15 protein-coding genes are annotated in these 23,688 nt (G+C 47.1%); 11 read left to right on the top strand and 4 right to left on the bottom strand.

What is annotated here, in order from left to right; all coding sequences use genetic code 11:
* Window positions 1–238 precede the first annotated feature (238 nt).
* From Pan54_RS10100 to Pan54_RS10085, 4 genes are all read left to right on the top strand, one after another.
* Window positions 239–3,073 (top strand): hybrid sensor histidine kinase/response regulator, encoded by a 2,835-nt coding sequence (locus Pan54_RS10100; protein ID WP_146503369.1) that lies wholly within the window; start codon window positions 239–241, stop codon window positions 3,071–3,073.
* Between the two features lie 295 nt (window positions 3,074–3,368).
* Window positions 3,369–3,533 carry a DUF1328 domain-containing protein gene (locus Pan54_RS10095; RefSeq protein WP_146503368.1) on the top strand — a complete coding sequence of 55 codons (165 nt, stop codon included), beginning with the start codon at window positions 3,369–3,371 and terminating at the stop codon, window positions 3,531–3,533.
* Between the two features lie 58 nt (window positions 3,534–3,591).
* Window positions 3,592–3,783 carry a YqaE/Pmp3 family membrane protein gene (locus tag Pan54_RS10090; protein WP_146503367.1) on the top strand — a complete coding sequence of 64 codons (192 nt, stop codon included), beginning with the start codon at window positions 3,592–3,594 and terminating at the stop codon, window positions 3,781–3,783.
* 84 nt (window positions 3,784–3,867) lie between these two features.
* Window positions 3,868–4,128, top strand: coding sequence for a hypothetical protein (locus Pan54_RS10085; RefSeq protein WP_146503366.1), 261 nt, complete (start codon window positions 3,868–3,870; stop codon window positions 4,126–4,128).
* A gap of 96 nt (window positions 4,129–4,224) precedes the next feature.
* Here the strand turns inward: Pan54_RS10085 and Pan54_RS10080 are convergent, their stop codons facing one another.
* The gene (locus Pan54_RS10080; RefSeq protein WP_146503365.1) at window positions 4,225–4,656 is read right to left on the bottom strand and encodes a VOC family protein; all 432 of its coding nucleotides are present in this window, start codon (window positions 4,654–4,656) and stop codon (window positions 4,225–4,227) included.
* 23 nt (window positions 4,657–4,679) lie between these two features.
* Window positions 4,680–5,528: an alpha/beta hydrolase gene (locus tag Pan54_RS10075; RefSeq protein ID WP_146503364.1), complete on the bottom strand. Its 849-nt coding sequence runs from the start codon at window positions 5,526–5,528 to the stop codon at window positions 4,680–4,682.
* 232 nt (window positions 5,529–5,760) lie between these two features.
* Between Pan54_RS10075 and Pan54_RS10070 the strand changes: the two genes are divergently transcribed.
* Together Pan54_RS10070 and Pan54_RS10065 are read left to right on the top strand one after the other, a co-directional pair.
* Window positions 5,761–9,432 carry a family 16 glycoside hydrolase gene (locus Pan54_RS10070; RefSeq protein WP_146503363.1) on the top strand — a complete coding sequence of 1,224 codons (3,672 nt, stop codon included), beginning with the start codon at window positions 5,761–5,763 and terminating at the stop codon, window positions 9,430–9,432.
* Window positions 9,433–9,498: 66 nt separating this feature from the next.
* Complete coding sequence (locus Pan54_RS10065) at window positions 9,499–10,974, top strand: DUF7133 domain-containing protein (RefSeq protein WP_146503362.1); 1,476 nt, start codon at window positions 9,499–9,501, stop codon at window positions 10,972–10,974.
* 65 nt (window positions 10,975–11,039) lie between these two features.
* On the opposite strand, the gene Pan54_RS10060 is transcribed toward Pan54_RS10065, so the two are convergent.
* Window positions 11,040–12,398 carry a sigma-54-dependent transcriptional regulator gene (locus Pan54_RS10060; protein ID WP_146506383.1) on the bottom strand — a complete coding sequence of 453 codons (1,359 nt, stop codon included), beginning with the start codon at window positions 12,396–12,398 and terminating at the stop codon, window positions 11,040–11,042.
* Between the two features lie 169 nt (window positions 12,399–12,567).
* The gene (locus Pan54_RS10055; RefSeq protein ID WP_146503361.1) at window positions 12,568–13,233 is read right to left on the bottom strand and encodes a carbonic anhydrase; all 666 of its coding nucleotides are present in this window, start codon (window positions 13,231–13,233) and stop codon (window positions 12,568–12,570) included.
* Window positions 13,234–13,562: 329 nt separating this feature from the next.
* Between Pan54_RS10055 and Pan54_RS10050 the strand changes: the two genes are divergently transcribed.
* The 5 genes from Pan54_RS10050 (at window position 13,563) to Pan54_RS10030 (ending at window position 23,632) form a co-directional block, all read left to right on the top strand.
* The gene (locus Pan54_RS10050) at window positions 13,563–13,976 is read left to right on the top strand and encodes a hypothetical protein (RefSeq protein ID WP_146503360.1); all 414 of its coding nucleotides are present in this window, start codon (window positions 13,563–13,565) and stop codon (window positions 13,974–13,976) included.
* A 164-nt stretch (window positions 13,977–14,140) separates the two neighbouring features.
* Window positions 14,141–15,625, top strand: coding sequence for an efflux RND transporter periplasmic adaptor subunit (locus tag Pan54_RS10045; RefSeq protein WP_207310099.1), 1,485 nt, complete (start codon window positions 14,141–14,143; stop codon window positions 15,623–15,625).
* Window positions 15,626–15,684: 59 nt separating this feature from the next.
* Complete coding sequence (locus Pan54_RS10040) at window positions 15,685–18,909, top strand: efflux RND transporter permease subunit (protein WP_146503359.1); 3,225 nt, start codon at window positions 15,685–15,687, stop codon at window positions 18,907–18,909.
* A 211-nt stretch (window positions 18,910–19,120) separates the two neighbouring features.
* Complete coding sequence (locus tag Pan54_RS10035) at window positions 19,121–19,666, top strand: hypothetical protein (protein ID WP_207310098.1); 546 nt, start codon at window positions 19,121–19,123, stop codon at window positions 19,664–19,666.
* A gap of 219 nt (window positions 19,667–19,885) precedes the next feature.
* Window positions 19,886–23,632, top strand: a complete 3,747-nt coding sequence (locus tag Pan54_RS10030) for a PVC-type heme-binding CxxCH protein (protein WP_146503358.1) — start codon at window positions 19,886–19,888, stop codon at window positions 23,630–23,632.
* Window positions 23,633–23,688: the final 56 nt, after the last annotated feature.

Genomic DNA, 23,688 nt, shown 5'->3' with positions numbered 1-23,688 from the left:
GGACAGGCAATTTCATTTCGTGTGTTCAAAAACATATATTTGAACTTAAAAAAGTTCGTTTTCATTATTTTGACTTTCCAATTGATCGATTATCAAGCAATTTGATCGTTTAGCGTTCACGCTCTGGGACCTGCATATTATCCAAGTCAGAATATAATTCCATCCGTATACATTGTTCTCGTTTTCAACATCTCCTATTTCTTGTTGACGAGGTCGTTATCGAAACCACGGTTTCTTTATGAATGATCGCCTTGAGACAATTGAACTGCTACCTGTATATCCATTCTGGAAGGGAATAGCAGTAGGGATTGCTTCAGCACTGATTGCCGTTCTGCTCAGAGAATTGTTAGGCTTCGCATTCGATCAAGACGAAACACCATTTCTTCTCTTTCCCGCTTCGATTATCGTAGCGGCTCGCATCGGCGGATTGCGTGCGGGCGTGACGACTCTGGCGGTGACGTCTCTGTATTCCTTCTTCCGATTTGTACCACCTGTTGCTGCTACAGATCCGAATTACATCACACCGTTAATCAAAACTGGTGTGTTTATATTTGAAGGGGGGATCATTTGCAGCCTGATTGGCGTTTTGCAGCAAACCCGTAAAACGGCTGTAACCAATGAGGCCAAGGCGATTTTGGCAGAAAAGTTTTCCCGGGATTACTACGAACAGGTACTTACCACCCAGGAAGAACTCAATGCCCTTGAAACGACTTATCGCGATTTGATTGATTCCAATGTCATCGGCATGATGCTCTGCAGCTTTGAGGGCAAATTTTACGAGGCGAACGATGCATTTCTCGACTTGCTCGAATATTCTCGAGACGATTTAGAAAATAACCAGTTGAACTGGATCTCCCTCACTCCGAAAGACTTTCGTGATCGAGATCTGCATGCGATCGAAGAACTCAAAAAGCATCGAAGGATCCCTCCTTTTGAATTGCAGCTTATTTCCAAAACGGGTTTAATTCGCAACGTTTTGATCGGAGCCGCCTCGACTGGCACGGGAGATAAATTTATTGCTTTTGTTCTCGATCGCAGTGAAAATGCGCAGTTTCAGGATGAATTGCAAACCGCCTTGAATCTGGCCGAAACCGCGAATCGTACAAAGACAGAATTTCTGGCAAATATCAGCCATGAGCTTCGCACGCCACTCAATGCCATTATCGGAATGACAGATCTCGCACTCGATGAGGACATTTCCGATGTGATGAGAGACTACATTCAAACCGCGCGTGACGCGGCGCAAACACTCACATTTCTGATTAATGATGTCCTCGATTTTTCTCGTATGGAGACCGGACATTTCGAGTTGGATGTCGACTCTTTTGGATTGCCGAACCTGGTCGATCAGACACTCAAGACACTTTCCCTTCGTGCACATCAAAAAGGACTGGAGCTAATTTCCCATATCTCTCCGCAGGTGCCCCGCTATGTCAACGGTGACAAAAACCGGATCCGACAAATCATTGTCAATGTGGTCTCTAATGCCATCAAGTTTACCGAACAGGGTGAAGTCTTTGTCGATGTCTCCTTGACTGACGAAGAGACAGAGAACGATCAAATCAACTCGATAAATATTAGCGTTTTGGATACGGGTATTGGGATCTCTAAGGAGGATCAAACTCGTATTTTCTCGCCGTTTACCCAGGTCGATGCCTCAACAACTCGCAACTATGTCGGTACGGGATTAGGACTTGCGATTTGTCAGGAGATCATTTCCCGGATGGATGGAAGAATTGAGGTCACCAGTGAACCGGGAGAAGGAAGTCGCTTCGATATTATCATCCCTCTGGAGTCCGGGGTTCAAACCGTCTCTACGCCCACACGTTCCATTACAATTGATGACTTTCATGGAGCCCGGGTACTCATCGTTGATGATAACGAAACCAGTCTCCGCACACTCAAATCAACACTCGAAAACTGGAGTATGTGCCCCGAAACGGCAACGACGGCAGCAGAAGCGATGCAAAAACTGAAGGATTCCCTTCGTGAGGACTCTGAAGAACCTTATCGGGTTCTACTTGTCGACGGCTTAATGCCTCAAATGGATGGATTTGAATTTCTGGAAAACATGAAAAAAGATGGCATCCTTCCAGAGGCCTCATTAATGATGCTCTCTTCAGCAGATCGAATGATGTTTGAGACCCGCTGTGAATCGGCTCCCGTCGATGCTTTTATTGAGAAGCCGATCAGTCAGTCGACATTGATGGACACTTTGGTCAGCTTGCTGAGTGGCCGAGTACGACCAAAAACTTTTGGGAAGCGCATCCGTCCGACAAAATATGAGCCGCTCACGATCCTGGTTGCTGAAGATACTCCTGTCAATCAGAAAGTCGTAGAACAGATTCTCAAGAAACGAGGGCATAATGTTATCTTGGCCAATAACGGACGAGAAGCACTCGACCTCTATTATGAGAACGATTTCGATCTTATCCTGATGGACATGCAGATGCCAACAATGGATGGATTACAGGCCACTAAAGCGATTCGAAATATTGAAGATCCTGACGAGCCACTCATCCCGATCATTGCTTTGACTGCACACACGATGAAAGGCGATCGGGAACGTTGCATCGACGCAGGAGCTTCTGATTATCTTTCTAAGCCAGTCGATGCCGAAGCCTTACTGGATATGATTGAGAAACTAGCAAGGCGATCTGGTCGAAAATCGACGAGAATCCCGACGAAGACCGATAAACCCCGTGATGAATTTGCAATCCCTGAAAAATTTCATGGGGCGTTGCAACGAATGGGAAACGACGCGGTTTTATTCTGTGAAATGATTTCCATGTACTGTGATGATTTCCCGCAATTATTCGAGCAACTCCAGACTGAAGTTGCTGCCGAAAACTGGGAGACCGCAGGACATCACGCCCATCGACTTAAGGGGCTCGTTTACAGCTTCGGCACGTCGCTTCCTCCCTGTGAAACGATCCTGGTTATTGAGCAAAAAATAAAAGACCAGGGAAGCCAACTTCTCGACTCGCTGCTCACACGCTACGAAAATGAATTGAATAAATTGAAGGACGAACTTCAGGATGTTCGTGGAAAGATTCAGTCCATCAAAATTTAATGCGTCTCGAAAGAGATCTCACGCAATTACTGATTCTTCTCGCCTGAAAACCCGCTCAGACTGACTCTCCATTCGGCTTTATTCACTGGAAGCGATGGGTCCTATACGATCACTCAGAGATCTCCTGTGGTTGTTCATCGACCAGAATGTGCCGTATTTCTCGAATAATCCCATAATAAATTGCGTTTTAATGCAGTTTTGACTGTTTGGCATGCCTTCTGCTTAACTCTTCCTGCAGATGCAAGAGTTGTTCTGGCATCATTAAAAAATGAACTATTCGATGAAGGAGAGAGCAATGTTAAGCTGGGCATTGACATTTTTGGTAATTGCATTGATTGCGGCTGTTTTGGGTTTTGGCGGAGTTGCAGGTACTGCAGCTGGTATCGCAAAAATTCTGTTTGTCGTCTTCCTGGTTCTGTTTGTGATTTCACTGATTATGGGTCGTCGAACAGCCGTATAGGTGCAGTTCAAACTGCATTACGCTGTCTTGGATAATTAGTTTTAGTGAGGAGCAAACGATGAGTACAACTTCAAAACCAGATTCCGTTCTGGGGGATTTCGTTAAGTTATTATTTTCTATTCTGTTACCACCAGTGGGTGTCTTCTTTGAAGTTGGGCTGGGGATGCATTTCTGGCTGAACATTGTGCTGACACTGCTGGGATACTTCCCTGGTGTTATCCATGCGGTTTACATTATCGCCAAGAAGTAGAAGGCATATTGCTGTGATGTTGATAGAAAATTAGTAACATCACAGCAATTTCACGAGCGTTGAGGAAGCGAATGAGGTTGAGTAATGAAAACTACGAAAACCGACAATCTGGCATGTCGAATCCATTTGCTGGAACAGCAAATCGATGTGGTTAAACAAAAAGCCGAGTATGCCGCCAGCGATAGCCGTTACGAGTGGGACCTGCTTATTGATAAAATGGTAGATCGATTAAATGATCTTCTCGAGCTGGCAAACACGACGGCTCCCGGCTTGATGGGGGCTTCGGAAGATGATGAAATGGAATCCAATTACTCCGGAATTCATTCACATCGTTTTCAAAGTTAATCCCCTGTGAATAGTGATGCAAAAGGCTGGAGTCTCTGATTAGTTCAGAGGGACTCCAGCCTTTTGTAATTTGAGCGATTTTCGAATCTGGCTGACTTAAACTTCTGAAATTCCCTGCCGATCATCCTCAGGCCCAATCCAGAGAAAAGGATTATGTGCCACCTCCCATAGGAAACCATCGGGATCCTGAAAGTACCCCGAGTATCCACCCCAGAAGACTTTCTGGCCAGACTTAACTAGCACGCCTCCTGCTGAGATCGCTTCTTCGATGACACGATCGACTTCTTCGTCCGAAGCAACATTATGTGCTAGAGTAAAGCTGCGAAACCCCACTCCCTCAGCAGAAACGTTGGCATCATCAGCCAACGCGTCCCGTCCATATAAACTGAGCCATGTTCCGTTCAATGTGAAAAAAGCGACTTCGGGAGGGGATTCCATTCGCGGAAATTTCAATCCCGTCTCATAAAATTCAATCGAACGTGACAAATCACGAACACCGAGAGTAATCATACTGATACGTGGTTGCATTTCATCAATCCGGACTTATTGATTTATCGTTCGAGAATCTTTTTTATTTCCACAAGCATCAAATCACAACCCGGGTTGACCATAGTGCCGTGATTAAAACCATCCAGTTCATAAAGTTTAGTTTGTTTATGTCCGGCTTCTTTCATCAGCCGAGCTAACATGGCATTTTCTTCATACCGTCCCCAGAGTTCTAATTCACGATCCCCAGTGATCAGTATCAGTGGTGGACAATCTTTACGATTGTGGAATAATGGAGCGAACTCATCGCTGATTGGCTTTGTTCGAGGCAGACCGCGTTCCTCACGGATTGTCGTGTGAGTAATTGTCTGACCACTTAAAGGAATAATCGCTGCAATGTCATTGGCATCAATACCGTATTTTTTCAAGTAAGATTGATCCAGACCAATCATACTCGTCAAATAACCGCCGGCTGAATGCCCCGACACAAAGATCTTTGTGGAATCTCCACCATACTTTTCAATGTTATGAAAGGTCCAGGCCACAGCGGCAGCTGCGTCATCGATATACGCAGGATTTTTTACTTTGGGAAACAGTCGGTAGTTCACAGCGACTATTGCCATCCCGTGTTTTCTCAATCGTTCTGGAAAGGAACGTTCTCCCCCTTTCAAGCCTCCACCATGAAACCAGACAATCGTAGCAAATCCATTTTTACCCAATGGATATTCGACGTCCAATCGACAGCGTTCTTTCATATAGTCTGTCAATTCTGCGTCGGTCGATTGATCACGATACAAAATGTCGCTCTCAACTTTAAATCCTGACGGCTTCTCTTTCTCCTCAGAAAAAACAGGAAGATCACCTGCTGTCTCAATGCAGAATAATACGAGCAATACCGCAATCCACCTTTTCATTTTGTTCTCTCTCATTTTACTCATTAAGTTTTCACCATTTAGAAATGGGCGACTATTAAAACTGAATAATGGCAATAATGGCATAGTCACCGAATAATACAAACCATGCCTGCTCGATAGTTGTTCAATCAAATCAAATTGAACCTGCATTCGGTTGTATGCTTTGACTGAGAATGATACGGTTCATTTGCATCAAACTCTACTTATCACACCCTGCCGAAGAGATCTCACCATGTTGCGAACGGTTCAAATCTGCTCCCTCTCCCTGTTCTGCTTCGTGATTTGTTATTTCTTAGGGAATGCCCAGTCCGCTTTCTCGGCAGATGATCCCCCCAAGTCAGTTTTTGCATCGCCTGAAGAAGCCGCTCAGGATCCCGACTTTGAAATTCAGGGAGAATACTCAAAAGAAGGCCAGGGGGTTCAATTGGTTGCATTAGGGCAAGGGGAATTCCAGTGTGTCATTTTTGGCGGAGGATTGCCCGGAGCTGGTTGGGATCTGAAAACCAAACGCGTCATTGAAGTCGACAGCGACACCGCACTCGATTTAGTTGAAGATCATGACAAAGTGAATCGGAAAAGTCCGACAATGGGGGCCAAGCCTCCCACATCTGCTGTTGTGATGTTCGATGGTACTCAGGAATCCGTTGAGAAGCATTGGAAACCGGGAGCCAGACTCACCGACGATGGCCTGCTGATGGAAGGGCTCACCAGTGTCGATACATTTGGAGACTGTAGTATTCACATCGAATTCCGACTGCCATTTATGCCAAATGCTCGCGGGCAGGGGAGAGCCAACAGTGGCATTTATGTCCAGGGACGGTACGAATGCCAGATGCTCGATTCCTTTGGTTTAGAAGGGAAACACAATGAATGCGGCGGAATTTACACGACGAAGGATCCCGACCTCAATATGTGTTATCCACCATTGTCCTGGCAGACCTATGATATCGATATCCGCTCGGCTCGCTTCGATGATGCTGGTCAGAAAACTGAGAACGCCCGCATTACCGTTCGTCTGAATGGCGTGATCGTTCAAAATGATGTTGAATTACCGAAGCCGACTCCCGGGGCTCAAATCAAAGAAGATTCTTCTCCCGGTCCTCTCCATTTGCAGAATCATGGAAATCCAGTTCGCTATCGAAATATCTGGGTCCAGCCTCGCGATTTTACCTCCTTGACTTCACGTCCCATCGTTCCAGGTTTTGAGCGTTTTCATACCAGCCCCAATGCCGACTTGGAAGGTGGAGGGAACTTATTGATGGGGGAACTGAATTGCATAGCCTGCCATCAAGCCGATGCTCAGCGAAAGCAACAGATATTGACGAAACAGGCACCACATCTAACAGATGTCGGAAAGCGGATTGATCCCAATTATTTGCTGAAGTTCATCTCCGATCCTCACGCGGTGAAACCAGGCACAACAATGCCGAATCTGTTTGCCAGTCTCTCGAATGAAGATCGAAAAGCAGCAGTAGAATCAATTGCAAATTTTCTAGCGTCGACCGGGACCATCGGGCATAGTCCGATTGATCGAGCGGCCATGAAACGGGGACGTAATCTCTTCCATGAAGTCGGTTGTATCGCCTGCCATGCTCCGCAAGAGGGAGAAGCGGTAACTCCTCCAGGAACGACGATTCCACTGATTCAACTTGAAGACAAATACAGTATCACGTCATTAGCCGACTTCCTTAAAAACCCTCATGCAATTCGCCCTTCAGGGAGGATGCCTAATTTCAACCTGGAAAAAGATGAACCTGTTGATTTGGCAAATTATCTCCTGAGAAATCGAGATGAGTCACTCGATGATCCTCACTGGAACTACGACGTTTTTCATGTTGCAATTCAATCTCTGTCTGAGTTCCCTGAAAATCAAAATCCAGCCAAATCAGGAAAAACCTCCAGCCTGGATGTATTCGTAGCGGGCCAAAATGATCGATTTGCGGTGCGATTCAGTGGGTTTCTTAAAATTGAACGTGATGGAGATTATCGCTTTCATCTCGGCTCTGATGATGGCAGTCGGTTAATGATTGATGGGGCCACGATCGTCGATGTCGATGGCATTCATCCTCATAGCGTAAAATCGGACACCGTCAAACTATCTGCCGGACTGCACAAAATTGTCGTAGATTATTACGAATTTGCTGGGGAAGAATCACTCGGCCTCGAAATCGAAGGGCCAGGCTTGCCTCGTCGTGATATTTCACCACTGATTTTTCTTTCGGATAAACCTGAGGAATCTCAGCCTGTAGAAGCAGACCCGAATACGGATGACCGTTTTGTGTTTGACTCCACTCAGGTAGAACAAGGTCGCAAACTGTTTGCCAGTATCGGATGTGCAAGCTGTCATGAAATGAAAATCGATAACAAAAAAATAGATTCCGAACTCAAGGCTCCAGCGCTGGCAGCTTTGGATTCTGTCAAAACAGACTCTGGTTGTCTTGCTGCATCGCCAGTTACGAAAACGCCTTATTATAACCTGAGCGATCCTCAAAAACTGGCTCTTGCAACTGCCATCAAAACGAAGCCAGATCCAATGCCGACTCATAATGTGCAGAAGATTCATCAGTCGATGGTCGCTTTCAACTGTTATGCCTGCCACAGTCGTGGTGGAGTCGGTGGACCGGAGCAATCCCGAAATCCACTTTTCCTGACAACCATCCCGGAAATGGGTGACGAGGGACGCATTCCTCCACCACTTGATGGGGTTGCCGATAAATTGACGGAAAACTGGTTGAAGCATGTCTTGAATAATGGAGCGAAAGATCGTCCTTACATGAAAACGAGGATGCCAAAGTTTGGTGGCGAAGTGGCGAAGTTAGCCGAACCGTTGATTTCGGTCGATCAGAAAACTGAGGCAACAATTCCGGAAATCCCTGAATCCATACATCGAGCAAAAGCGACGGGGCGAGAATTGGTCGGCGGTAAGTCGCTCTCCTGCATTAAATGTCATACGTTTGGACCGATCCGAGCAACAGGGATTCAAGCCATTGACCTGCTCACAATGAATAAACGACTGCGGGAAGACTGGTTCTATCGATATTTGCAGGATCCTGTGAAGTACCGTCCCGGCACCCGCATGCCGAATGTCTTTCCGAATGGTGTCAGCGCAGATCGCAATATCTACGAAGGCGACCCTCACAAGCAGATCTCTGCAATGTGGCTCTATCTGGCCGATGGCAGCAAGGCTTCCGTCCCGTATGGTTTGTTGCCTGATCCGATTGAATTGGTCGCTGAAAAAGAGCCGATTATCTATCGCAATTTTCTGGAAGATGTCAGTCCTCGTGGTATTGGTGTCGGCTATCCAGAAAAGGCAAATCTGGCTTATGATGCAAATCATATGGCATTGAGATTAATCTGGCATGGGGCGTTTATCGATGCTGGAAAACATTGGCGGGGGCGTGGTCAGGGAAATCAAAGACCGCTCGGCGATCATATCATTAAACTCGAAGAAACAAGCCCACTGGCTGTTCTGTCATCATCGGATGCTCCCTGGCCACAGGAACCTGCCAAACAAAGGGGCTATCAGTTCCTTGGGTATCAACTGGATGAATATCGACGTCCACATTTTCTATACCAATTCGACAACATACAGGTTGTTGATGCATTACGAGCCGTCGATAATACCGATCGCGAATCCGATTTCCTTCGGGAATTGACCATAACCACGAACACCAGTTCCGCTACGAAGAATTTGTATTTCCGAGGGGCGGTAGGACAGAAAATTGAACTCGTCCGTGAGAATACATATCGTATCTGGTATGGCCATGATAGTAGTTACCAAGTCCGAATTGTTATCGACGGCGTTGAGCCAGCAATCAGAAACAGCAGCAATCAATCCGAATTGTTGTACGCCTTGCCGGAACAGGCAGGTCCACTGAAAATTATTCAGGAAATTATCTGGTAAAGCTGAGAACTTCGTTTTCCACTCCGGTTAATAAGTACGTTATTCTCTATTGATATGAGTTAAAATATGATTTCCAAATTCATCTTCTCACTCCTGATTCTTTCTGTGCTCTCCAGCAGCTTGATAGCTGATGAAAATAAATTACCTACTGAAGAAGACTATTATCCGCTGACTACTTTTGAAGTTCCTGAGGGTGTCGTTCTCGAAGCTGGAGCATTTCAGCTGATGCCGAATGGTAAGTTAGCCGTCTCTTCAAGACGCGGCGAAATCTGGATGATTGACCAGCCATTTGCAAACGAGGTCAAAGCCAGTCAATTCAAACGCTTTGCTCACGGATTACACGAAGTCTTAGGCCTCGCAGAGAAAGATGGTAGTTTGTACGCCACACAGCGTGGGGAATTAACTCGAATTCAAGACCTCGACAATGATGGCCGGGGTGATTTGTTTCAAACAGTGAATGATGGCTGGGAAATCAATGGAGACTACCACGAATATGCATTCGGTTCAAAGTTTGATAAGGATGGAAACCTGTGGGTGGTTCTCTGTTTGACGGGATCCTTCAGCAGTCAGGTTCCCTATCGTGGCTGGTGCGTGCGGATTACTCCTGAGGGCGAATTGATTCCGACTTGTAGTGGAATTCGTTCCCCAGGAGGCATCGCAGCTGATGCCGACGGAAATATGTTCTATACCGATAATCAAGGCCCCTGGAATGGGACCTGTTCGTTAAAAAATCTGATCCCCGGCAAATTCATGGGACATCCCGGCGGGAACACCTGGTACGACATGACCAACGGAGCAATTGGACCGAAGCCGCAGGAGCCGGAATCGGGTAGTCGAATTGTTGTTGAGGCGGACAAAATCCCTGAGTATGAGCCTCCCTGCATTTTGTTTCCTTACAAGAAAATGGGCCAATCAGCCAGTGGTGTGACTTGCGATACCTCCAATGGAAAATTCGGTCCATTTGCAAAACAGATGTTTGTCGGCGATCAAACCAACAGCACTGTGATGCGTTGCTACCTGGAGAAAGTCAAAGGCCATTTTCAGGGAGCATGTTTCCCATTCCGAGAAGGATTTGGCTCGGGAACTTTGCCTCTGGAAATGACAGAGCAGGGGGCGATGTTTGTTGGCGGAACAAATCGCGGCTGGGGCTCCCGCGGCACAAAGCCGTTCGCGATCGAACGACTGAACTGGTCTGGAAAAATTCCCTTCGAAGTTCATGAGATGCATGCTCTGCCTGATGGATTTAAACTCACATTCACAGAACCGGTCGATCCCGAATCCGCAGGGAACCTGGAATCTTACAGCATGACCACATACACCTTTATCTATCAGGCATCCTACGGAAGCCCGGAGGTGGATCATACAGAGCCAAAAATCACTTCTGCGACGGTTTCAGCTGATGGAAAAAGCGTCACTCTCAAAGTCGATAAACTCCAACGTGGCCATGTTCACGAACTCCATCTGGATGGCGTTCGGTCAAAAAATCATCTGCCACTTTTGCACAAAGAAGCCTACTACACACTCAATTACATTCCTGAGTAACCAGATTGAGCCTACCGCCCAGTCTTTCCATGCATATACATGTAATTAATTAGTCTCGCACATTATTAATGTAATCCGTAACGGCTCATTTTATAGTGCAGAGTTCTAACGCTGACACCGAGTGCTTTAGCGGTTTGTTCGCGGTGGAAATCAGATGCGGCTAATGCAGCCTGGATGGCATCCTTCTCTGCATATTCGGTGACTTCAGCCAACGTACGAACAGTGGCAGTTGTCGTTCCATCGGTCTGGCTCAACTCGGCTGGCAGATTCTCATCTTCAATCGTCTCTTCGCGGATTGTCACAACAAGGCGTTCCATGACATTGCGAAGTTGCCGTACATTGCCTGGCCAATTGGCGGCGGTCAACACGTGCATCGCTTTCGAGGACAGTTGTTTGATTGATCGATTATGTCTTTGGCAAAAATGATTAAGAAAATGGTCCGCCAGTAGCGGAATATCTTCACGCCGCTCGCGTAGTGCTGGAACTCGAATCGGAATGATGTTCAATCGATAATACAAATCGTCCCGAAAGGAGCCATCTTCAATCAATTGTTCGATATCTTTATTGGTTGCTGAAACGATACGAGAATCGGAAGTCAACAATTCTTCTCCACCCACGCGTGTGTAGCGGTTCGTCTCTAGAACACGTAACAGGTCGACCTGACTTTTGGCAGGGATTTCAGTCACTTCATCCAGAAACAATGTTCCTCGTCGAGACTGCTCGAAGCAGCCTGGTTTCTGACGGGAGGCGCCTGTAAATGAGCCCTTTTCATGCCCGAACAATTCACTTTCGAGCAAAGTTTCAGGAAGTGCTCCCAGGTTGACGGCTACAAACGGTCCACTGCTGCGACTGCTCAAATCATGCAAGGCACGAGCAATCAATTCTTTACCAGTTCCGCTTTCTCCCTGAATGAAAACGGTTGCATCGGTACTGGCGACCTGGCGAATTTGCTCAAACACATCCTGCATAGCCGCACAATTGCCGATGATTCCTGAAACCGCACCTGCATCGGCCAGTCGATCTTTCAGAACTTTATTTTCTGAGCGAAGTCGATGGTGTGTTTTCGCTTTTCTGACCTGCTGTCGAATCAGATTCAAATCGACGGGCTTGGTAATAAAATCGAAAGCCCCACGTCGCATCGCATCGACAGCGGTTTCGACGGTGCCGTGTGCGGTAATGACGATCACTGTCGAATCTGGATTGCGTTCCTGTACAAGGGAAACCAGGTCCAATCCATTTTGATCACCCGGCAATCGAACATCAGCAATCACGATTTGATAGTGCCCGGAGTCAAACTTTTCGAGTGCTTCACTGACATTGCCAGCTGTTGCGATGAAGTTGGCATCATTGGCCAAACCTTTCTGTAAACCAGAACGAATATTGGGTTCATCATCGACAATCAGAATGTGGAATTCGTCATCCATGGAAACAGAAGGTTTTCGCATAATGGGGAATGAACACGGCGGGTTATTGAGAACTGCTTCAACCATAAGACATCAACTCCTAAATGGTTCTGGGAACTCACCGTAGCAATATCTGTTCCACAAGTTGTTGATGGACATCCTCAAGAAAATGACCTGGTCGGACTTAACGTTATATTGGAGGTAACATGTGCGCAGTTTCTACTGCGAAATCGGCTCTATGCTGAATCGGCAAATATTGCCCTTTATCGGGATCGAAAGAGAACACCTCGCCCGTTTCAAACTCGTAGACCCATGCGTGCAGATTCAATTTCCCGCGACCAATCGCAGCTGCAACGGAAGGGTGCGTACGTAAACTTTCCAGTTGAACCAGCACATTTTCTTCAACTGTTAGCATCAATCTTTGTTGAGGGTCTGTTAAGTACGCATAGTTTTCCTCAACTATGCGTCGCGTCGATTCTGCAAGTTGCAGATAAGACTTAACGGCAGGCATTTTTTCGATCAATTTTGGATTCAGCAATCCCGCAACCGCACCACAATGCGAGTGCCCACAAACAATAATATCTTTCACTTCCAGTGCACTGACAGCATACTCAATAGTGGCCGCTTCACCACCATGAACAGCCCCATAGGGCGGAACAATATTTCCTGCAGTTCTCAGAATAAACAACTCCCCAGGTTTTGTTTGCGTCAATCGACTGGGATCAATCCGCGAATCTGAACATGTAATGAATAATGCCTGAGGATATTGCCCCTCGACCAGTGTTTCAAAGAGCTTCTGCTCCTGGCTGAAATAGTTTCTTTGAAAATGATGGATTCCTTCGACAAGTTTTTGCATATTCAACCCTCCAACAATTTAATACAACCGCGATCTGCAACTTATTGCATGTATTCTGCAGTTTCCTGCAGTTTCAGCAAGGCTTATCAGATCAAAGCATGAATGCGATGAGCATGACGAACTGGAAGTGATGCTGGACTCACTTATTCCACGAATTCTTGTTTCACTAATACGAATGTCACACCAATCCTAAATCATTTTCTTTTTTCGGTATGGACTAATACAGGCAGGCGAACTATATAATGGAGTGAACTGAATATTTCACCATTTACTTCTCTTAAATTTAAAGCATGTTTCGCAACCTTTTGATTTTATCAACGACCTGTTCAATGCTGCTACACGCATTGCTTGGTTGCTGTGCGCACCATGCCCATGCCTGCCATCACGTTCACAAAAGTACCCAGATTGTAAATGAGCGGGATGCAGTCCATCAGCATTGTCATCATAAAGGCGAAAAATGTGGCAGTCATACTGAGGCAGCCAGCCGGGGCAGCAATTCTGAATCTCCTGCTCATTCGCATGAGGATTCAATTCCCTGTAACGAGCATGAATGTACCTATGTTTCTGTCGTCCGAACGAATGAGCTTGTGTCTACGATTGCGTTGACATTAACAGCGATCTTGAATTTGAAGCCTGTTAATGCCGTAATCGTCTGGCCCTCACTGGCAATAGCCCCTCATAACAGCCTGATCCAGTCCGATGCACCGCGACTGCGCGCTCATTTGCAGGTCTGGTCGCTTTAATAACTGCGGAAAACTCTTTGCTTTCGAGTTTCCTTGAACATCCTGAATGAATCGATGGCACTTTGCGCCGTCATTTACGCTTAGCAGGGTTATCGGCTCATTTATTATCCATGTCTGCTTTCATTGCCCGAATTCAGTCTGGACTTCATATTGGATCAATTACGATGCAACAGCGCATATCTCGATTTCCCATCACCTGGATCTGGCCAGTGGCAATCATGCTCCTGATTGGAGTGGGTTGGTTGACGAGTTCCATCTGGCTCCCCACATTGCAGGGTTTCGTGCAAAATTCGGTTGCCGGTTTTCGTTCGTCAAGTCCCGAAATGGGACATGATCATGGTACAGCAGCAGATGACCACGCCGGTCACGATCATTCGGCTCATGCCGGGCATGATGAATCGTCTTCACTGGAACTTTCTGAACAAGCCATTCGAAATATAGGTTTGTCCGCTGAAACGATCCGCCCTGTCAAACTCCAAACTTTCCGCAAGTACATTACTGTGCCGGCTTTGGTCATTGAACGTCCTGGCCGTACGCGAGTGCAGGTCGCGACTCCTATGACGGGGGTCGTTACGCATGTGCATGCCGTGCAGGGAGAAGCAATTGAGCCGGGCAGTTTATTGTTTCAAATCCGTCTGACTCATGAAGATCTCGTTCAGGCTCAAACCGATTTTCTGAAGTCGCTTGGGGAATTAGATGTTGAAGAGAGGGAAATCAAACGACTCACCGAAATCACCAGCAGTGGAGCAGTCGCCGGGAAAGTCTTGCTGGAACGTCAATATGCCAGGGATAAATTATCTGCTCTGGCACAGGCACAACGCGAAGCCTTACGCCTGCATGGACTCTCTGATGAGCAGGTAGAACAAATCGCTCAGGATAGAAGATTATTAAGTGAATTACAGATCTTCGCCCCCTCTCACGATCATCATCCACAAGATGAATTCAAATTGACGAAAAGTGTTTTTCAGTCGGTTTCGCTCTCCTACGTAAACACAATCCATTCCGCTCCATTGATCTTGAAAGACCTGAATGTTCATAAGGGACAATCGGTTAATGCTGGAGAAACATTGAGCATCCTAGTCGATTATGAGGAGTTGTATATTGAAGGTTTGTCCTTTGAGCAGGACATCAATCAGTTGCGACGAGCTTCAGAACAATCGTGGAAAGTCGATGCAATTTTTGATCAGCCGGGTTCGAAATCTCAAATTGTTGAGGGACTGGAAATCGCTTATCTGGCTAATCAGGTCGATATGAATTCACGAACTCTACCATTCTATGTCCGCCTGCCTAATGAAATTACCAAAGACCAGAGAGCCGATGGCAATCGTTATATCGAATGGAAATATTTGCCGGGACAACGCCTGCAACTGAGAGTACCGACCGAAGAACTCCCGGATCAGATTGTTTTGCCCGTCGATGCGATTGCTCGTGAGGGAGCAGAATCATTTCTCTTTCAACAGAACGGGAATCACTTCGATCGCATTCCCGTGCACGTAAAATATCGCGACCAGTATTCCGTGGTTATCGCCAACGATGGATCGATCTTTCCGGGAGATGTCGTGGCGATGCGTGGAGCTCATCAAATGCAAATGGCTCTCAAGAATAAGGCAGGGGGAGGAGTTGATCCTCATGCCGGGCATAATCATTGATGCCCGATACTGCTTCTGCTTGAGTCCACTTTGAAACCACAGCTTTTAGAGGTCATTTGATGTTAAACTCCATTATCCGCTTCGCCTTGCAGCAACGCATGCTGGTGATTGCCATTGCTATCTTTTTAACGGGCTATGGCACCTGGCAGGCGTTGCATGCACCGATCGATTTATTTCCGGATTTGAATCGCCCGCGTGTCGTTATTATGACAGAAGCCCCGGGACTTGCTCCCGAAGAGGTCGAGGCGCTGATTACGTTTCCCATCGAAACGGCAGTCAACGGAGCGAACGGCGTCCAAACTGTTCGAAGTTCCTCAGGAGTTGGAATCTCGGTCGTTTATGTCGAATTCGATTGGGGAACGGACATTTATAACGACCGTCAAATTGTCAACGAGCGGCTGCAGCTTATTACGGATCGACTTCCAGCTGGCATTACACCCCAACTGGCACCGGTTTCTTCAATTATGGGCCAGGTTATGATGCTCGGTGTCTGGAGTGACAATGAGGAAACTGAGCCGATGGAAATGCGGACCATTGGCGACTGGGTCATTCGTCAACGGCTGTTGACCATCCCCGGTGTCTCTCAGGTTTTCACGATGGGAGGAGGACGCAAGCAGTTTCAGGTCCTGGTCGATCCCGATGCCATGCTGCGTTACGGCGTTACCCTGCACGATGTTAAATCGGCCGTCCAGAACAGCAATGAAAACGCAACAGGGGGTTACCTCGATGAACAAGGCCCCAATGAACTTCTCGTCCGGGCACTCGGCCGCGTGCAGTCGATTGATGATCTGCAAAAAGTCGTTGTGACGATGCGGGAAGGTCGCCCGATTGCGCTGGCGCAAATCGCTAATGTTGTTGAAGGCCCTCAGGTAAAACGAGGCGATAGCGCAGCATTTATGCGTGAAGGTGAAGGTGAAGGGGAATACACCGGTGGCCCAGCTGTTGTACTGACTGTCAATAAACAACCAGGCGCAGACACACGACGTGTGACTGAAGATGTGTTGAGTGCAATCGAAGATTTACGCCCATCGCTACCCGATGACCTGCGAATTGAAGCACTTTATATGCAGAAGTCGTTTATTGATCGCGCGATTGAGAATGTCGTCGAGGCTTTGCGAGACGGGGGCATCCTGGTTGTCATCATTCTGTTTTTGTTTCTGATGAACTTTCGTACGACGTTCATCACTTTGACCGCGATTCCCTTATCGATTCTGATGACCGCTATTGTGTTCTCCATCTTCGGTCTGTCGATCAATACGATGACTCTGGGCGGGTTAGCCGTGGCGATTGGAGAGTTGGTCGACGATGCCATTGTTGATGTCGAAAATATCTTCCGGCGACTTCGGGAAAATCGAAGCCGCGAGTCCCCCAAGCACCCCTTACTTGTCGTGTTCCAGGCAAGTATCGAAATCCGTAATTCGATTGTCTACGGCACAATTATTGTCATCCTCGTTTTCATTCCTCTCTTCGCACTCAGCGGTATGGAAGGACGACTTTTCGCACCGCTGGGAATTGCCTACATCGTATCAATTCTCTCATCTCTTCTCGTTTCATTAACAGTCACCCCGATACTCTCTTACTGGTTGCTGGCTGGTCAGAAACAGAAGGCTGAGGAAAAAGATGGGATATTCCTGAGAGTATTGAAATGGTTTGGTGACAAAATCATCCGCTTCAGTCTGCGACTCCCTGGTTTGAACCTGATAGTCACTCTGCTGCTCGTGGCGATGGCGGGATTGTTTCTTGTTAATCTGGAACGCGATTTTCTGCCTCCATTTAATGAAGGCACAATGCAGTTGAATGTCGTGCTGCCTCCCGGTACTTCATTGGAAACCTCCAACGATATCTGCGTTCGCGTTGAAGATCGCTTAAAAGAAATGGAAGACATCACTTCTTTCATTCGCAGAACAGGCCGCGCAGAACTTGATGAACATGCCGAAGGGGTCAACATGAGCGAGTTCATCATTGAACTCGATCCCGAATCACCTCGAACCCGCGAACAGCAACTCGAAGAAATTCGCGAAGCGATGGCGGATATTCCCGGAATTGTCACTGCGGTTGAGCAACCACTTGCCCACTTAATTTCGCATATGCTTTCCGGTGTGAAAGCTCAAATCGGCATTAAGATATATGGAGATGATCTCGATGTTCTCCGACGCAAAGCCCAGGAAATGCAGGCGGCGATGGAGTCCGTCCCGGGAGTGAAAGACTTGTTGGTCGAACCGCAGGTCATCATCCCGCAACTCCGCATTGAACTCGATCGAGACAAACTGCTGGTTTACGGATTAACTCCAGTAGAAGTCAACGAGTTCATTGAAACGGCTATGAACGGCCAGGTTGTCTCTGAAGTTCTAATCGGTCAACGAACGTTCGATTTGCTGATTCGTCTTAGCGAAAACTATCGAGAAGACCTTCACTCACTTCGTCGTTTAACAATCGAAATGAAAGATGGCGGAAAACTGCCTCTGGAGGCAGTTGCTAAGATTTATGAATCTGGTGGACCAAATACAATCAATCGGGAGAATGTCCGCCGTCGGATTGTATTGCAATGTAATGTCTCCGAACGAGGTGTTGTCGATGTCGTGCAGGATATTCAACAACGAGTTCTGCCGGTCATCAAATCTCTGCCGACGGGATACTTCGTGGAGTACAGTGGTCAGTTTGAAAGTCAGCAATCTGCTTCACGAGTTATCGCGGCTCTATTTGCGGTTTCACTAGTCGGAGTCTTTCTGGTTCTTTACTCCATGTTCCGCTCGGTTAATCTTTCCCTGCAAGTGATGGCTGCTTTGCCGATGGCCTTTATTGGCTCGGTCGCGGCTCTGGTTCTCACAGGGCAAACACTCACGGTTGCCGCGATGGTCGGATTTATTTCGCTGGGTGGAATTGCCTCGCGAAACGGAATCCTGCTACTCAATCACTATCTGCATTTGGTGAAGTACGAGGGAGAAAGCTGGTCGAAGGAGATGATTGTTCGAGCTGGTCTCGAACGACTCGCCCCCGTGCTGATGACTGCCCTCACATCGGGCATCGGACTTGTCCCACTTGTCCTGGCTGCTGGTGAACCAGGTAAGGAAATTTTGTATCCCGTCGCAACTGTCATCCTGGGAGGATTGATCAGTTCAACACTCCTCGACTTCTTCGTCCACCCCGCGTTGTTCTGGATATTTGGACTGAAAGAAGCTCAACGCGTCGTAGGAGCTTCCCATTCCCAGATCGAATTAATTGAAGAATCCGAAGAAGAAATGGTCCGTAATTTTACGACTCAAAACGAAAGGAATTCCAAGTAGCATCTAAAATTTTTAATTGCCCAAATCAGTATTTTTAATCAGACACCACTTTTAGACCATTTTCAAATGGTTTCTGCAGTCGCATGGTCATCAAATGATAGTAAAACACTGAGTTTGCTCCTGCCGTACGCTGCAGTTCATTTTTGAAAATACTCTAGACCCGTTAAAAACTAAACTCAATTTTGAGTAAAAACATCTTCAGGAGATAAGAATGAAATTTCACACGACAAAAATGATGATCGCTGCCACTGTCCTCAGTTTCGGATTTCTGGGTTGCACTCCCCAGCCTGGAACTGAAGGTACGAATACAACAGAATCAGAATCAGGACATGACGACCATGACGACCACGATCATGGCGATCATGCTCACCCGAGCGAAGGTCCCCATCATGGGAGTCTGATCGAACTGGGGAATGAAGAATATCATGCCGAACTGGTCCACGATGATGCCGCTGGAACCGTTACGATTTATGTTCTGAATGCCTCAGCAACCGAAGCCGAGCCGATTGAAGCAACCGAAGTCACCATCAATGTTAAACACGATGGAACTCCCGAACAGTTCAAGCTGGCTGCAACTCCCGATGCGAATGATCCTGAAGGCAAATCCTCAAAATTTGTTTCCAGCGATGCAGAGCTTGCAACTCATCTGGATGAAGAAGGAGCAGCACCGACACTCGTGCTGATGATCAACGGAAAATCATTCCGCGGAACAGTCACTCACGACCACGACGATCATGACCATGATCACGCTCATTGATACCTGAGCAATAATCTTGGAATAGATCAAACAGAGCCACAAATTTGTGGCTCTGTTTTTTTATTGAAATACGTCTCGTCGTTTCTTCCCCGAAGAGATGAAATTGCGAAGTCGTTGTATTAGGATGCAGACTCTCATACATCAACGAACACACATGCCACTATTTGGTGACATCGATTCTTAACGAATCGAAAAACATTCCGAAAGAAGTCTGCACAGATGAAGTTTGCAAAATCTTTTCTGCTGTTAACCTGCGTTATTTTCGTTTCAAGCCATCTGCGTGTTCAAGCTCAAAATGAATCGAGCGAGAATCAATTCGATCGATTTGGCATTTACGCCAACACCGCTCCCCGTCCGGAAGAGGCGACTCCGATTGAAACGACACTGCCTCTGAGTTTGAAGCCTCATACTTCAATTGCTTTGATTGGCAATACGCTCTTCGAACGCAATCAGAACTTCGGACATTTTGAATCGATGCTGCATCAGTATTTTCCGGAGCATCAACTCAAAGTTCGCCATCTGGCCTGGTCGGCTGATGAAATCTCGCTGCAACCACGTCCCGATAATTTTGCCGACACCGAACAGCACCTGCTCCATGAAAAAGCAGATGTCATCTTTGCCGCATTTGGATTCAATGAATCCTTTGCCGGTGAAGATGGTCTCAATAAGTTTCGAGAACAATTATCTGAGTATCTGAAGAATCTCAAATCGAAGGCTTACAATAGCCAGTCGGCTCCGAAAATCATTCTCGTATCACCAACAAGCAACGAGGACATTTCTGCAGTCAATGCCGCCTCATTGAATAATGATCGTCTCAAACAATACACCGCCATCATGCAGGAAGTTGCCAAAGAGCAGCAAGTCGGGTTTGTGAACCTCTATGCAAAATCGACAGAGGCAATGTCAGATCCTGAAACCGATCTGACGATAAATGGAGTGCATCTGAATGAAGCCGGTGACAAATTCATATCTGGACTACTCTTTGAAGAAACATTTGGAATTGATGCTCCACAAATCAATGAGTCTCTCAGGCAGGCGGTAATTGATAAGAACCGTCAGTATTTCCGCCGCTTTCGTCCTCTCAATACCTTCTACTACACAGGTGGTCGAAATAAAACCTACGGCTATCTCGACTTCCTCCCGGCGATGAGAAATTTCGATTTGATGGTCGCAAATCGAGATCAGGCCATCTGGAATTTCATGCAGGGCAAAACTGAAAAGATTACAGTCGACGACAGTCAACTGCCGCAACTTCCTCCTGTTGATGAATCACGCGGAGCTAACCAGTGGATGACCGCAGCCGAGGAAATGAAAGCCTTTCAGGTTGATCCCCGCTTTGAGATCAATCTGTTCGCAGGAGAAGAAGAGTTTCCTGAAATCGCCAATCCAATCCAAATGCGTTGGGATGCCCAGGGCAGATTGTGGGTCAGTTGTTCGACGACTTATCCCCACGTCTATCCGGGGCAGGAGCCGAATGATCGACTGGTTGTTCTGGAAGATACCGACCATGATGGACGAGCCGATAAGTCCACCGTGTTTGCAGATAACCTCCATATCCCGCTCTCATTTGTTTTAGGCAAAGAAGGTGTTTACGTCTCGGAGCAACCGCAATTATCACTCTTGCGGGATATCGATGGAGACCTGAAAGCCGACAAAAAGGAAATTCTGCTTACCGGCTTCGGTACGGAAGATTCCCATCATTCTTTACACGACTTTATCTGGTCGCCGGAAGGGGATCTCATTTTTCGCGAATCGATCTTTCATCACTCGCAAGTGGAAACACCTTATGGACCAGTCCGGCAGCAGAACAGCGGCTGGTTCCGTTTTCAGCCACGCGATCATCGATTAACCAGTTTTGGAACCTATCCCAGCACAAATCCATGGGGCGTCACATTTGATGACTGGGGCCAGCATGTCGCCAGCCATCCGATTTATGCAGCTGCATTTCATGCAACCGATCCTGAATATCCTCAACAACATCCAAGGCCAAAGGACCTACAGGCTTACTCTGGAACATGTGGACATGAATTTATCGATGTCCCTGGATATCCGGCTGATCTTCAAGGCTGCTTCGTCAAAGCTCGTTACAAGCCAACGAATCGCATCGAATTTCATCGCTGGCATCAACGGGACTTCGGCTACGAAGAGGAATACATCGGCGACTTACTCTTTTCGACCAATCTGAGTTTCATCCCAGTCGATCTCCGTTATGGCCCCGATGCCGCTCTTTATATTTGTGACTGGTACAACCCAATCAAAGGGCACATGCAGTATTCCCTGCGAGATGAACGCCGCGATCGAAACTCGGGACGAATCTGGAGAATCATCCCGAAAGTGATGCCGGAAGTCGATTCTCCTGATATCGCCTCCTCGACGATTCCAGATTTGTTGGACTTACTCAAACGCCCGGAATCGCGACTTCGTTATTGGGTACGACGGGAGTTACGCAGTCGTGATGCTGCAGATGTTCAACGGGAGTTGACCGCATGGCTGGACAATCTCGACCAGAGCGATCCTCGTTATCGCCATCATCAACTTGAAGCACTTTGGATGAGTCGTAACGGCAGTTTCGATCGTTTCGATTTATTGCGTGATCTACTCAGCTGTGACGATCATCACGCCCGGGCGGCAGCAACTCAGCAGTTGCGATATGTCAGTTCTGATATGGATGATTCCGCAACCTTACTGAATAATGCGGCCAATGATGCCAATGCCATCGTGCGAATGGAAGCGGCTATCGCAGCCAGTTACCTTGGAACAGAAGAATCCTTTAAGGCTGTGCTTGATGTTTTCAAACATCCAATGAAGGCCCATACGGAATACGGTATCCTCACCGCAATGGGCTCTGCAGCGTTGCGTCCTTACTGGGAAAATCATCCCGAGTATGACATAGCTCGTCTTATGAGACAGGCCGCTCGCGAGAAAGTCATTAGGGAACCGAAACCCACTAAAATTCAGAGAAAATTTGACCAGCAGAAAAATCTGAAGTCTCTCACGATCTCCACCGTTCCCGAACGCATGCTGTTCACGATAACGGATTTTAACGTCCAACCGGGACAACCCGTCAAATTAGTTTTCACAAATCCTGATGCAACCGATCACAATCTGGTCATCGTCAAACCTGGCGCGCTGGCTGAAGTCGGCATGGCTGCCAATGAAATGGCGAAAGATCCACGCAATGCCAAGTCCGACTTTATCCCACGTGAAAAGATGGACCTGATCCTTCAAAATACATCCATGGTCGGCCCTAACCGCTCCAAACAAATCGATGTCTTGCGATTTAACGCTCCTGAAGAGCCGGGTGTCTATCCATATGTGTGTACATTCCCAGGCCACTGGATTGTGATGAATGGCTTAATGGTCGTCGCTTCGAACGAAGCTGAGGCTCAACAGATGCTCGCTGCCAGCCAGCCAAAAACGGTTCAAGAATGGAAGTTTTCCGACTTTGAAAATGTCCCCATAAATCGTCCGGCTGAAGCAGCCACGGATATTCGCGGGATGACAGCTTTTGTCAAAGCAAAGTGTAATCAGTGTCATGTGGTCGCAGGTCATGGTGTGAACCTGGGACCGGATTTACTGGAATCAGTCAAAAAGCTGAAAGGCCGTAAGTTGCTCCAACAAATCATAGAACCCTCCAGCGAAATCAATGAAAAGTTCCGTAATACACAGTTCATCACCGACGAAGGTCGTGTGATTATTGGCGTGATCATGAAAGAAGATGACAAGGCTTATCATATCGCCACAAATCTTCTGAACCCAAAATCGTTGACAGTGCTCCCGAAAAAGCAAGTCGATGAAATGATCATTTCCAAGGTCTCACCCATGCCAACTGGTCTGATTAATGTATTAACACAGGACGAGATACTGGACCTGCATGCATTTCTGGAATCGGGTGGCAAACACCTCCCCGAACATATGAAACATCACCATGGAGAAATGCACGATCACAAACCTAAGCCTGAATAAAAGTTGAAGGCTTGTGACATAAAAAGATTAATATCGGCAGAGTAATAATCCATGAA

Source organism: Rubinisphaera italica (assembly GCF_007859715.1).
Lineage (GTDB): Bacteria > Planctomycetota > Planctomycetia > Planctomycetales > Planctomycetaceae > Rubinisphaera > Rubinisphaera italica.
Note: the sequence above shows the minus strand (reverse complement) of the source record. Positions and strands in the feature narration are given on the sequence as shown.